Raw genomic sequence first — 13,210 nt, forward strand, 5'->3', positions numbered from 1 at the left:
GGCACCTTGCCCCTCAGTTGCGCCTATGGTTGGACAGATTGACATTTGATTGCAAGCGTTTGCCCGGCAACTGCGGCGATCCGACGAGAATGTGAGATACAGGACGCCAGCGCGGCTTGGTTGATCCGCACTGGCGCAAAGGATAAGCCGGGCCAAACGCAGGGAAGGCAGGATCAAAGACGGTGGCCAAATCCGACATTCCTCAGGGGGAACGGATCCTCATGTATGTCGCTGTTTTTGTGGGTGGCGCGGCGGGATCGCTGCTGCGCGAGGCGTTTTCCGGCAGCCTTTCCGGTGCTCCGTTTCTGACCGGGACCTTTGGCATCAATATCGTGGCGTGCTTTGTCCTTGGCTGGCTCTATGCAATTCGCCACAAGGTTCATGCACATGTGCTGCATCTCGGAGCGGTTGGGTTTTGCGGCGGCCTGTCGACCTTTTCCTCTTTCGTGGCCGAGCTTGCCCGCCTTTGGGAGACCAGTGGTCTTTACGTCCTGATCGCCATTGCCGCCGAAATCGCTATCGGTCTGGGAGCGGCGATTTTGGGCGAAACCATCGGAAAACGGCACCGGAGAGCCGGTCAATGACGGACTTGTATCTGCACGCGATGTTCGGGTTGGGAGGCGGACTGGGAGCTGTCGCACGGCACTGGCTTTCCATGCGTGTGACTCATGATCTGCCCCTTTCAACGCTGATTGTGAATGTCGTGGGCAGTTTTCTGCTGGGGCTTTGGATCGGATATCTGGGCGGGCCGGTCGAGATGGGAGAAGAGGAAAAGCGGCTTGTCTTCGGGTTTTGCGGCGGGTTCACAACCTTTTCCAGCTTTGCCTATCAGTCGTTGCAGCTTAACCGCGACCGATCCATCGCTATGGCTGCCGGAAACATCCTGATCAGCCTTGTTTTGTGCTGGTTTTCGCTGTGGCTAGGCGTGCGCCTGCTGGCGTTCACATGACGTGCATGTGCATCCGCAAAGCCAGGTTACCTAAAATCCAGACCGTCCCCCCGATGATAATCAGCAAAACCAGGGTCGAAAACAGGATCAAGTCCAGGTCCTCTCGGCTGCTGCGGCGGCGGTCGATATGCAGGAAATAGACCAACTGTACCAATAGCTGCGCCAATCCCAACAGACCGATGGTCAGATAAACGCCCTTGGTTTCAATCCCGAAAACATACGCAATCAAAAACACCGCGAAGGTAAGCAACAGGGAACCGCCGTAGCCAATGACATATCGGCGACGCTCGCGTTTGTGTAGGTCGACGCGTCTATCCATAGGTGAGCCCTCCGAAATACACGATGGTGATGATGCCGATCCAGATCAGGTCCAGGAAATGCCAGAACAAGGCCAGACGGACGACCCGGGACTTTACCAGATCGGTCATCCCCATGACCCGCAACTGGATACCGAGTACGATCAGCCAAAGGCACCCGATTGCCACATGCAACCCGTGCAGTGGGACCAAGCCATAAAACGCCGACAGGAAACCGCTTCGCTGTGGAACCCCGCCGAGGGCTGCCATGTTCATGAAATCCCGAACTTCAAGCGCAAGAAAACATAGTCCAAGGGCCAGAGTAACGCCGAACCAAAGGACGATACGAGGACGCGGCAGATTGTACTTTAGCGCCAGCATCGCCAATCCGACGGTCAGGCTGCTGGTCAAAAGGATCAAGGTCTGGGCAAAGATGCTTTTCAGATCAAACAATTCATGCGGGCCGGGGCCGCCGGCCTGCGCATCGATCATCGTGATGTAGATACCAAACATCAGACCGAAATAGACCAGATCACCCATCAGAAAGACCCAAAAGCCAAATGTCACTACTTCGGACGCTTTGTCGGCACTGGCGTGATCTTCACCCAGATTGAGGCCCGGGTAACTATGCTCTGGCGCGCGTCTCATGTGACGGCCTCCATGTCAGGACGGGCGAGACCGCGATTCTCGGAGGATGCCTCATGATCGCGGTCGATGGCGGTTGTGCTATGAACCAGCGCCAGCCACGCTTCGTGATCCCGGCGCACTTCTTCTGCGGGAATGATCAGTTCGGTACTGGTGTCAAAGCTCCAGACAATGACAGCGAGAATGATCAACATCGTCACCGCAGCGGCAAGCCACCAAATCCACCAGACCAGCGCGAACATCCATATCCCGCTGAGAACACACAGGATGAAGCCAATGCCCGTGTTGCGCGGCATTTCGATGTCTTCATAAGAATCCGGCGTGGGATAGGCGGCCCCGTTCTCTTTGGCCGCCGCGAAATCGTCCCGGTCGGACACTGTCGGGATAATTGCAAAATTATAAGGCGGTGGCGGAGCCGGAATTGACCATTCAAGCGTTCTTCCATCCCAGGGATCCCCAACCGGCACGCGACTTTGATCGCGGTCGCGGATACTGATCCAAAGTTGGATCAGCACCGAGAACAGCCCGCAGGTGATGATGATCGCTCCGATGATGGCCACAATCATGAAAGGTTGGAAGGATGGGTCGCTATAGCTGAACGAACGACGCGGCATTCCCATCAGGCCAACAAAATACAAAGGCATGAATGTGAGCAGGAAACCAAACGTCCAGCAAACTACGGAAACTCGGCCCCAATATTCGTTCAGGCGGAAGCCAAAGGCTTTGGGGAACCAGTAATTATACGCGGCCAGCAGCCCGAACAGAACACCCGGAAGCAACGCGTTGTGGAAATGCGCCACGAGGAACAGAGTGTTGTGAACCTGATAATCCACGGTCGGGTTGGCCAAAATAACACCGCTGAGCCCGCCAATGACAAACAGCATCAGGAACGCAAGGCTATAGAGCATTGGCACCGAAAGCCGGATGCGTCCACGATACAATGTTGCCATCCAGTCATAGATTTTCACACCGGTTGGGATAGCAATCAGCATTGTTGCAATACCAAACACGGCATTGATCAGCGCGCTTTGTCCCATCGTGAAGAAGTGGTGCAGCCAGACTGTAAACGACAGAACCGCAATCGACATGGTCGCGATGACCAGAGAATTATAGCCATAAAGGCGTTTGGCTGAGAATGTCGCAAACACCTCGGAATAGATGCCATAGGCGGGAAGCACCAGCAGATAGACCTCGGGGTGGCCGAACAGCCAGAACAGGTTGGCATAGTTCATCATGTTGCCGCCAAGGTCATTGGTGAAGAAATGGAAATCCAGATACCTGTCGGCTGCCAGCAACAACGCCGCGACACCCAAAGGTGGCATTGCAAAAACAATCAGGATCGAACTGCAGATAATCGTCCAGCAATACATCGGCAACCGCATGAACTTCATCCCCGGCGCGCGCAATTTGTAGATCGTGACTGCGAAGTTGATGCCCGTCAGCGTGGTTCCAACACCCGAAACGACGATGGCCCATATCCAGTAGTCCGGCCCAACCCCTGGGTTAAACGCAGCGCCGGTGTAAGGGGGATAAGCGGTCCACCCGCCGGTTGAGAATTCCCCGACCACCAGCGAAACCATCAGCATCATTCCGGCAGACACTGTCAGCCCCAGGCTGATCTGGTTCATCACCGGGAATGCCACGTCACGCGCGCCGATCATAAGTGGAACAAGGTAGTTCGCGACCCCAAAGACAAAGGGCACTGCCACAAAAAACACCATGATCGTGCCGTGCGTGCTGAACAATTCAGCGAAATGTTCGGGTTCCAGAAAGCCGTCGCCCGGTCCCATCGCCTGCTGCGCCCGCATGACCACACCTTCCAGCACGCCGCGGGCCAGCATAACGATGGCAAAGACGATATACATGATGCCGATCTTCTTGTGATCCGCGCTTGTCAGCCAATCCCGCCAGAGTGGTCCCCACAGGCGGAACCAGCTGAGCAGGCCAATAACCGCAATTGCGCCGATCACCACAACGGCAGCAGCGGCATTGGCAACAATCTCATTTGCGCCGGGATTCTGAATCAAACCGGCGATCGGCAGCGCGTCCCAGCTGAGCCGCCCAAAAAAACCATCGGCAGAGGTCATTGCGTGGCCTCCTGCCCGAAGGATGTTGTTCCGGGCTGTTGATCTGCAGGAAGAGGTTGCCCGCTATGATATCTGTGAAGGATCGTTTGGAATATATCCGCTTCTTCCAAAGTAAAATAAAGGGCTCTTAGCGGCATTTGAGCGGTTCCCAAAGCCGCCTGTACCTCGTCACGATCTGTTCGCATGGCCAGTGTCTGGTAGGTCTCTTTGGTTAGCGGGATACCGTTCAGCCGGACACTGTCGACCCAGGCGTTGAAATCTGCTGCTTGCATGGCCTGGGTCAGAAAATTCTGTTTGGTAAAGCCTCGGCCGTTATATTGCGTGTTCTTACCTTGCATGGTTTTGGGGGTATCCGCGACCAGATGTAATTGCGTGGTCATGCCCGGCATGGCGTAGATCTGACCTGCCAGCGCCGGAATAAGGAAAGACTGCATGACCGTGTCAGTGGTCAGGGTCATTGCAACCTGTTGTTTGATCGGGATGCCCAACTCTCCGACCGTGGCGATTCCCAGATCGGGGTAGATGAAAAGCCATTTCCAATCGAGCCCCACCACCTGAACCCGCAATGCGGGCTCTTCTCCGAAAGTCGCGGCATAGGGGTCAAGCCGGTGCGTTGCTTTCCAAAGGTAGACCGAAAGGATCGCGACAATGACAACCGGCACGCCCCACATCAAAACCTCCAGCTTGGCCGAAAAATCCCATTTGGGGCGATACTGTGCCATGCTGTCGGGACGTCGGCGATACCTCTGGACGATAAGAGGCACCAATACCAGAACCGGAACGACCGCGATCAGGATCAGCACGGTTGCCCGCATAAGATGGGTCTTTTGAACCGCGGCAATCGGGCCTTGCGGGTCCAGGAAGCTGTCGCTGGCGCCCGCGGGCGAGGCCAAGGCAAGAACACAGAAAAGCGTCTGAAAACACAGCAGAAACACAGAAAGGTTTCGATTTTCTTTCACGCCTGCCTGTCCTTTGATGCAATGGGTTCGGAACAACTATTGGCAGAGTCCCATGAATTCTCAAGGCTTTTTGAAAGGTCGGGATGTAACAGATAACGTCAAGCGTCGCGCATTAACCTCGGGCACAGTTGACAACCTGTCGTATCAAAGGATGGTGTATATACGATGCGCCTGCTTTGCATGATCCTCTGTCTCGTTTCACTTGCCTCTGCACTGTCGGCGCAGGATCGCGCTGCTGTCGAGCGGCAGTTCAAAACATGGTTGCACGAGACCGTTTGGCCTCAGGCCCGTGAACGCGGCGTGTCGCGCCAGACGATGCAACAGGCGTTCTCGGGCGTGACTCTGAACTGGGACTTGCCTGATTTGGTTCCGCCGGGCGCCCCAAAAAATGCACCCCAACCCCAGCGCCAAGCCGAGTTCGGCGCGCCAGCTCGCTACTTTAGCGCTGGTTCCGTTCAAGGCGCGACCTCGGTCGGGCGGAAAATGGCAAGACGGCATGCGGACACGCTGGCTCGGGTTGAGGCGCGGACCGGTGTGCCGGGGCGTATTCTTTTGGCGATCTGGGGCCGCGAGAGTGGCTATGGCCGGGTGCCCATCCGCCATGATGTGTTTCGGGTTCTGGGCACCAAAGGGTTTATGAGCACTCGCGCTGAGTACTTCACCGCTGAGCTGATCGCCGCACTGCAGATTGCCGAAGCCGGACATGCACCCGAACGCGAGATGAAAAGCAGTTGGGCCGGTGCTTTGGGTCAACCGCAATTCATGCCTTCCAGCTTTTTGTCCTATGCGGTCGATGGAGATGGCGACGGCAAAGCCGACATCTGGCGCTCTGAAGCGGACACTCTGGCCTCAATCGGTCATTATCTGGCACAACATGGTTGGATCAGTGGTCGTGACTGGGGGTTCGAAGTGACGGTGCCCGCCTCCGTGTCCTGTGCGCTGGAGGGCCCGGATCAAGGACGTCCAATCCGCGACTGGATGGATATGGGAATAACCCGCGTTTCGGGTCGCCCTTTTCCCGCGCATGAGATTTCTGGCGAGGCCTATCTGATGATGCCCGCCGGGCGGAATGGCCCTGCCTTTGTCGTGACGCCAAATTTCTATGTCCTGAAGGATTACAACACCAGTGACCTTTACGCCTTGTTCGTGGGCCATGTCGGGGATCGCATTCAGTTCGGAGTCGGCTCGTTTCGGACCCGCTGGGGCAAAGTCGATACGCTCTACCGATCCGATATTGCGAAATTGCAGCAAGTGTTGGTTGATCAGGGCCATGATGTCGGCGGTGTGGATGGGCTACCGGGTTATAGGACCCGACGCTCGATTGGGCGTTGGCAAGAGGGTGCTGGTCATGATCCAACCTGTTTTCCCTCGGCCAAACTGACGACTCTGATAACGGATTGATTCGCTCACGGGCCCATCACATTCGAATTTCTTAAGGTAATGCCTTCACGAAAACGTCATGGCATTGACGTGTTTCAAAATAAAGTTTCACGCCTGAACCCTGTTACATATCGAATCCGTCTTTGAGGCCTCAGCGGCGAGCAAAACCTTTTACCTTTCGTTAAATGGTGGCATTTTCGCCGCATCGAAAGGCACATTTCGCACCTGGTTCCCGAGTTTTTGCTGACATGAGTAAACGGTCAAATTTTGACCTTTTGCGATCCAGATCAAAGCAAAGAGCTTCTGAAAACACGAAACACACGGAATGTTGCGCACATCGAAACGCGATGTGCCGCCTGACACCAAGAAAATGGGAGAACACCGCATGAACCGTATTGTCCGTAATTCATTGGCAGGATTGCTATCCTCAACCCTGCTTAGCGGCGCGGTCTTAGCCGCCGGAACGCATCCGGAAACCGGCGAAGCGCTGGCAGAAGACCAGACCTTTACCTATCGCATCCTGGATGAGCACAGCTCGGTCGATCCGCAGGTTGTCGAAGACGTCTCGGGTGCCGAGATCGTTCGGGACCTGTTCGAAGGCCTGATGAACCAGGACGAAGACGGCAATCTGGTTCCCGGAGTCGCGACCGGTTTCGAGGTCAATGACACCAAAGACGTCTATACTTTCACCCTGCGCGACGACGCCAAGTGGTCGAATGGAGATCCGGTCACGGCAGGCGATTTCGTTTACGCCTGGAAACGTGCCGTCGATCCCGAACTGTCCTCGCCCTATGCTTGGTTCATGGAACTGATGTCGATCGAGAACGCCGCGGACATTATCGCAGGCAATGCGTCCATCGACGATCTGGGTGTCAAGGCCATCGACGACAAAACGCTGGAAGTTCGCCTGAGCGCCCCCCTTCCCTATTTCCCACAGATGACCACGCATTCGACTACCTTTCCTGCCCCGCAGAAAGTCGTCGAAGAATTCGGAGATGCGTGGACCCGGCCCGAGAACATCGTGTCGAACGGTGCTTATATTCTCACCGAGCATCTGCCGCAAGAACGTTCGGTACGCGAGCGCAACGAGATGTATTGGGACAATGACAACACCATCATCGACAAGGTTGTGTCGCTGGTCATCAATGATGAAAACGTCGCCCTGACCCGCTATCTGGCAGGCGAGTTGGACCGCACCGAAATTCCCGCCGGTCAGTTCCCGCGCCTAAGCCAGGAACACCCGGAGGAAGCGATCAGCTTCCCGCGTCTGTGTAACTACTACTACACCTTCAATCTGTCCGAAGGTGGCCCTGAGGCGTTCAAGGATCCCAATGTCCGTCAGGCCCTGTCGCTGGCCGTAGACCGCGCGATCATCACTGAAAAAGTGATGGCGGGTGGTCAGCCGCAAGCCTACACCTTTGCGCCCGAAGCGACCGCAGGTTTCACCGTTCCGGCGGTCGAAATGGCGTCGATGAGCCAGGCCGAGCGCGACGAACTGGCCAAGGAACTGCTGGCCGAAGCGGGCTATGGCCCTGGCAATCCGCTGAGCTTTGAGATGGTCTACAACACCTCGGAAGACCACAAGAAGGTCGCCGTGGCGTTGAGCCAGATGTGGAAGCAGAAGTTGGGCGTTCAGGTCGAGCTAGCCAACATGGAATGGAAAGTGTTCCTTGAAGAGCGTGGCAACCAGAACTTCGATCTGGCCCGTGGCGCATGGTGTGGCGACTATAACGAAGCCTCGACCTTCCTCGACCTGCTGCAGTCGGATTCGGGTTACAACGACGGCAAGTTTGCCAACGCCCGCGTTGACGAGCTGCTGAAAGAGGCCAAAACCTCGGACGATCCGGCGCCGCTCTATACCGAGGTCGAGCGCATCATCGCACAAGAAACCCCGGTCATCCCGATCTATCACTACGCTGGCGTCTACATGATGGACAGCGATGTCGGGAACTGGCCGGTCGATAACGTCGAGCAGAACTGGTACTCGAAAAACCTTTACAAGATCGCCGAGTAACCGTCTTTGAACCAAGCCCTGCTCCGGGACCGTCCCGGGGCAGAGCCAATAAACACGGGGGCAGAAAATGCTTGCCTATAGTCTGCGGCGGCTGCTGGTCGCCATTCCGACGATCCTGCTGCTGGTCGTCGCTTGTTTTTTTCTGATGCACGTCGCGCCCGGCGGGCCCTTCACCTCGGAACGGCCTCTGCCGCCGCAGGTACTGGCCAATATCGAGGCGCGCTACGGGCTGGACCAGCCGCTGTGGAAGCAGCTTTGGGACTATCTGTATAATATCGTGGTGCATTTCGACTTTGGCCCGTCCTTCAAGTTCAAGGACCGGGACGTCAATGACATCATCGCGCAGGGTTTCCCGATCTCGCTGACCTATGGTTCGCTGTCGTTTCTGGTGGCGACATCCATCGGTGTCGCGCTGGGTATTGCCGCTGCGATCAAGCACAATAGCTGGATCGACTATTTCGCCGTCGGTCTGGGCATCGCCGCGCAGGCGCTGCCGAACTTTATCATGGGTCCGATCCTGATCCTGACCTTCACCCTGTGGCTGGGTTGGCTGCCGGGTGGCGGCTGGCATGGCGGTCAGTGGCAATATCTGGTCATGCCGGTGATCGCGCTGGCCACGTCCTATATGGGCTCGATCGCACGGATCACGCGGTCGTCGATGCTGGAGGTTCTGAATTCGAACTTCATCCGCACCGCGCGGGCCAAAGGGTTGCCGACCAGAACCGTGATCTGGCGTCACGCGCTGAAACCGACGCTGCTGCCGGTCGTGTCCTATCTGGGGCCGGTCTTCGTCTACGTGCTGACCGGTTCAGTCTTCGTGGACATCTATTTCTCGACCGGTGGTCTGGGTCAGGCCTATGTGAACTCGGCGCTGGCGCGGGACTATGCCGTGCTGTTGGGGGTCACGATCCTCTATGGCACGCTGACCGTCATCGTGAACCTGCTGACCGACCTGGCCTATGCCTGGTTCGATCCGAAAATCCGCTACTGAGGGGCTGGCAATGCTTGGAAAATCACAAAAAGCCGCCCAGCTGGCCGACGACGTCACCGACTATACGGTCATTCAGGGTCGTTCGCTGTGGCAGGACGCACGGATGCGGTTTGTCCGCAACAAAGCCGCCATGGCGAGTGTCATCGTCTTGGGCCTGATCGTGCTGTTCACGATCTTCGGGCCGTATTTTGCCGTCTGGAACAATGAGGAAATCGACTGGAACGTCATGGGTGACGTGCGTGGCATGGGGATGCCCTCGGTTGAGACGGGGCATTTTTTCGGCGTCGATGATTTGGGGCGCGATCTTTACAGCCGCGTCATTCAGGCGACCACGACCTCGCTGTTGGTGGGGCTGATCGGGGCCGCAACCGCGCTGATCGTGGGCACCTGCTATGGTATCGCCGCTGGCTATATCGGCGGGCGTACTGACAGCGTCATGATGCGTTTTGTCGACATCCTGCTGGCGATCCCCGCGACTCTGGTCATCATCCTGCTGCTGGTCGTAGCGGGACGGTCTTTCTTCATGCTGTTCATCGCGCTGGGTGCGGTGGGCTGGCTGACCATGGCGCGGATTGTACGGGGACAGACCCTGACCCTGAAAAACCGCGAATTCATCGAGGCCGCCCGTGCCGCCGGTGTCAGCGAGTTCACCATCATGTACCGCCACATCCTGCCCAACCTGTTGGGGGTGGTGATCGTCTATGCCTCGCTGCTGGTGCCCGAGATGATCCTGACCGAGAGCTTTATCTCGTTTCTGGGTCTGGGTATCTCGGAACCCTACACCTCGTTGGGCCGCTTGATCGCCGAAGGGGCCGGTACGATGAGCTATGGCACGCTGTGGCAACTGATGTACCCGCTGACATTCTACGTCACCATCATCATCACGATGTTCTTCATCGGCGATGGTTTGCGCGACGCTCTGGACCCGAAGGATCGCTGATATGAGTTTGTTCTCCGTCAAGGACCTGAGCGTCCAGTTCGACACCCCCGATGGTGTGATAGAGGCCGTCAAGGGCATCAGTTTCGACATCAACCCCGGTGAATGCCTTGGCATCGTGGGCGAAAGTGGGTCGGGCAAAAGCCAGACCTTCATGGCCGCGATGGGTCTGCTGCCGCCTGCGGGCCGGGCCATGGGTTCCGCCATGCTGAACGGTCAGGAAATCCTGAACCTGCCCGTGAACAAGTTGAACAAGATCCGAGGCTCGGATGTGGGGATGATCTTTCAGGATCCGCTGACCGCCCTAACGCCGCACCTGCGGATTGGCCAGCAAATGCGGGAAGTTCTTCAAATTCACGAAGGGCTTCAGGGCTCTGCCGCGCGGGCGCGATGTCTGGAGTGGCTGAACCGCGTGCGTATCCCCGAGGCGGCGCGGCGGTTGGACCAATATCCGCACGAATTGTCTGGCGGGATGCGGCAGCGGGTCATGATCGCGATGTCGATGCTGTGTAACCCCAAGCTGCTGATTGCGGATGAGCCGACGACGGCGCTGGATGTGACGGTTCAGGCCGACATCCTGGACCTGATGGTGCGTCTGCAAAAGGACGAAGGCACCGCAATTGCGCTGATCACGCATGACATGGGCGTGGTGGCCCGGATGTGCGACCGGATACAGGTCATGCGCATGGGACAATTCGTGGAAGCCGGCACCGCGCATGAGATTTTCCGCGCACCGCAGCATGATTATACCCGAACCTTGCTTGAGGCTATGCCGCGCATTGATGCGGGCGATGCGCCGAAAGCGCTGGAGACCAAGGAAGCCCCACTTTTGACTGTCGATGATGTCAAGGTGCACTTCCCCATTCAGGTTTCGGGCGGGCTGTTCGGGCGCAAAGTGCCACTGAAAGCGGTCGACGGTGTCAGCTTTGATATCCGCAAAGGTGAAACTTTGGGTGTTGTCGGAGAATCCGGCTGTGGAAAATCCACGCTGGCACGGGCCGTACTGCAATTGATCGAACCCAGCGCGGGCAATGTCAGTTGGCTGGGCCACCCCATCGTTGGTTTGAAGCGGGCAGAGTTGAACAAGTACCGCAAAGACCTGCAGATTGTGTTCCAGGACCCTCTGGCGAGCCTTGATCCGAGGATGACGATCTCCGCCTCGATTGCGGAGCCCTTAAAAACCTACCGGCCCGATCTGACCGAGCGCGAGCGCAAAGAGCTGGTTTCGGAAATGATGGAGCGCGTGGGCTTGAACGCCAACATGATCAACCGCTACCCGCATGAATTATCGGGGGGCCAGAACCAGCGTGTCGGTATCGCTCGGGCGATGATCAACAAGCCCAAGCTGATTATCTGCGACGAAGCAGTATCAGCTCTGGATGTGTCCATTCAGGCTCAGATCGTAGAATTGTTGCGGGAACTGCAACAGGAATTCGGCTTGTCGATGATCTTTATCAGCCACGATCTGTCTGTGGTTCGCGCGGTCTCTAACAGGATTATGGTGCTTTATCTGGGACGGATCGTCGAGCTGGGCGATGGTGAGGTCATATGCTCTAAGCCTATTCATCCTTACACGCAATCCCTGATCTCGGCCGTTCCCATTCCCGACCCGGACATTGAACGGTCGCGCCAAAGGTTGAAGTTGCCGGGTGAGCTACCGTCGCCGATGGATCCCAAAGCCGGATTACGCTTTCTGCCCAGCCGGTTATCGGCAGGACAGACGGATTACATCCCGCGTCTTAGCGAAGTCGCGCCAGATCATTTCGTCGCCGAGCACGATCCGCTGGAAGCCATTATGGCGCAGGTCTGACGGTTGTCCCCCAAGCCGGTACGCCGGCTTTGGGGGGTCAGAAACTCCGGTCTTTCGGCGCATATCTCGCCAGAGGCGATGCAGGTTCTGCGCCGTTTTTTTGACTCTGCCCGCGCAAGGTGGCACTTTTCATCCTAAAGCGTCACTGTGTGATCCACCGCATTGAATGATTTGCGGTTGAGGCATAAGACGGTCCTAAAGAGGCTGTGATTTAACGAATACGAATCGATTTTGAGAGGTAGCATGACACGCAAAGTCACCAAGGCGATTTTTCCGGTTGCGGGAATGGGTACGCGGTTTTTGCCGGCAACAAAATCTGTTCCCAAGGAAATCATGACTCTGGTGGACCGACCGCTGGTTCAATACGCGATCGACGAAGCCCGTGCCGCCGGCATCAAGGAATTTATCTTTGTGACCTCGCGTGGGAAATCCGCGCTTGAAGACTATTTTGACCACAATCTGGTGCTTGAACAGGAGCTCAAGGCCAAAGGCAAAGATGAGCTGCTGGAAACCCTGAATGCAACCAACATGGAAAGCGGTGCCATTGCCTATATCCGTCAACACAAGGCGCTTGGATTGGGACATGCTGTCTGGTGCGCCCGCCGTTTGATCGGGGACGAACCGTTTGCCGTCATGCTGCCGGATGACGTGATCGCGGCGGACAAACCGTGTCTACAGCAGATGATCGAAGCGTATGAGGAAACCGGTGGCAACATGGTTGCCGCGATGGAAGTGCCCGAGGAACAGACAAGCTCCTACGGTATTCTGGATGTTGGCGAGAACATCGGCTCGGTTGTTCGGGCAAAAGGGATGGTCGAAAAACCGGCTCCTGAAAATGCGCCGTCAAGATTGGCCGTAATCGGTCGTTATGTTCTGGGCCCTTCGGTTCTGTACAATCTGAACCAGAAGAAAAAAGGCAGCGGCGGTGAAATCCAGCTGACCGACGCCATTGCCGAGGACATCGTCAACGGCGTGCCGGTGTTTGGGTACAAATTCGACGGCCAGCGATTTGATTGCGGATCCAAGGCCGGATTTCTGCAGGCCACCGTGGCTTTTGCACTTGCTCGCGCTGATCTGCGCGCTGATCTGCATGCGTATTTGCACGACATCGTTGCAGCGGACCGCGCGGCGCAGTAAGGCAG

12 protein-coding genes are annotated in these 13,210 nt (G+C 56.8%); 8 read left to right on the forward strand and 4 right to left on the reverse strand.

The window, feature by feature from the left end; translation table 11 throughout:
• Positions 1–182: 182 nt before the first annotated feature.
• Together ACR0K4_RS12880 and crcB are read left to right on the forward strand one after the other, a co-directional pair.
• Positions 183–584, forward strand: coding sequence for a fluoride efflux transporter FluC (locus ACR0K4_RS12880; protein ID WP_480854295.1), 402 nt, complete (start codon positions 183–185; stop codon positions 582–584).
• The gene (gene crcB, locus ACR0K4_RS12885; RefSeq protein ID WP_480518849.1) at positions 581–949 is read left to right on the forward strand and encodes a fluoride efflux transporter CrcB; all 369 of its coding nucleotides are present in this window, start codon (positions 581–583) and stop codon (positions 947–949) included. The genes ACR0K4_RS12880 and crcB overlap by 4 nt, the downstream gene beginning before the upstream one ends.
• Here the strand turns inward: crcB and ACR0K4_RS12890 are convergent.
• The 4 genes from ACR0K4_RS12890 to ACR0K4_RS12905 are packed head-to-tail and all read right to left on the reverse strand — an operon-like array spanning position 942 to position 4,936.
• Positions 942–1,268 (reverse strand): cytochrome o ubiquinol oxidase subunit IV, encoded by a 327-nt coding sequence (locus ACR0K4_RS12890; RefSeq protein ID WP_480518851.1) that lies wholly within the window; start codon positions 1,266–1,268, stop codon positions 942–944. The genes crcB and ACR0K4_RS12890 overlap by 8 nt on opposite strands.
• A complete protein-coding gene (locus ACR0K4_RS12895; protein WP_480518853.1) occupies positions 1,261–1,893 on the reverse strand; it encodes a cytochrome c oxidase subunit 3 in 633 nt (210 codons plus the stop codon). The genes ACR0K4_RS12890 and ACR0K4_RS12895 overlap by 8 nt, the downstream gene beginning before the upstream one ends.
• A complete protein-coding gene (locus ACR0K4_RS12900) occupies positions 1,890–3,977 on the reverse strand; it encodes a cbb3-type cytochrome c oxidase subunit I (RefSeq protein ID WP_480854296.1) in 2,088 nt (695 codons plus the stop codon). The genes ACR0K4_RS12895 and ACR0K4_RS12900 overlap by 4 nt, the downstream gene beginning before the upstream one ends.
• A complete protein-coding gene (locus ACR0K4_RS12905) occupies positions 3,974–4,936 on the reverse strand; it encodes a cytochrome ubiquinol oxidase subunit II (RefSeq protein ID WP_480854297.1) in 963 nt (320 codons plus the stop codon). Before ACR0K4_RS12905 ends, ACR0K4_RS12900 begins: the two co-directional genes overlap by 4 nt.
• 165 nt (positions 4,937–5,101) lie before the next feature.
• On the opposite strand from ACR0K4_RS12905, the gene ACR0K4_RS12910 reads away from it, so the two are divergent.
• The 6 genes from ACR0K4_RS12910 to galU all read left to right on the forward strand — a co-directional run bounded on the left by ACR0K4_RS12910 (position 5,102) and on the right by galU (position 13,205).
• Positions 5,102–6,337 (forward strand): lytic murein transglycosylase, encoded by a 1,236-nt coding sequence (locus ACR0K4_RS12910; RefSeq protein WP_480854298.1) that lies wholly within the window; start codon positions 5,102–5,104, stop codon positions 6,335–6,337.
• Positions 6,338–6,701: 364 nt separating this feature from the next.
• The gene (locus ACR0K4_RS12915) at positions 6,702–8,330 is read left to right on the forward strand and encodes a peptide ABC transporter substrate-binding protein (protein ID WP_480854299.1); all 1,629 of its coding nucleotides are present in this window, start codon (positions 6,702–6,704) and stop codon (positions 8,328–8,330) included.
• A 67-nt stretch (positions 8,331–8,397) separates the two neighbouring features.
• Complete coding sequence (oppB, locus tag ACR0K4_RS12920) at positions 8,398–9,321, forward strand: oligopeptide ABC transporter permease OppB (RefSeq protein ID WP_480733413.1); 924 nt, start codon at positions 8,398–8,400, stop codon at positions 9,319–9,321.
• A gap of 10 nt (positions 9,322–9,331) precedes the next feature.
• Positions 9,332–10,261 (forward strand): ABC transporter permease subunit, encoded by a 930-nt coding sequence (locus ACR0K4_RS12925; RefSeq protein WP_480854301.1) that lies wholly within the window; start codon positions 9,332–9,334, stop codon positions 10,259–10,261.
• 1 nt (position 10,262) lies between these two features.
• On the forward strand, positions 10,263–12,068 hold the full coding sequence (locus ACR0K4_RS12930; protein ID WP_480518867.1) for an ABC transporter ATP-binding protein: 1,806 nt from the start codon (positions 10,263–10,265) through the stop codon (positions 12,066–12,068).
• Between the two features lie 243 nt (positions 12,069–12,311).
• Entirely contained in the window at positions 12,312–13,205 is an 894-nt protein-coding gene (galU, locus tag ACR0K4_RS12935; protein ID WP_480518869.1) for a UTP--glucose-1-phosphate uridylyltransferase GalU, read from the forward strand.
• Positions 13,206–13,210 lie beyond the last annotated feature (5 nt).

This window comes from Ruegeria sp. K11 (assembly GCF_056531905.1).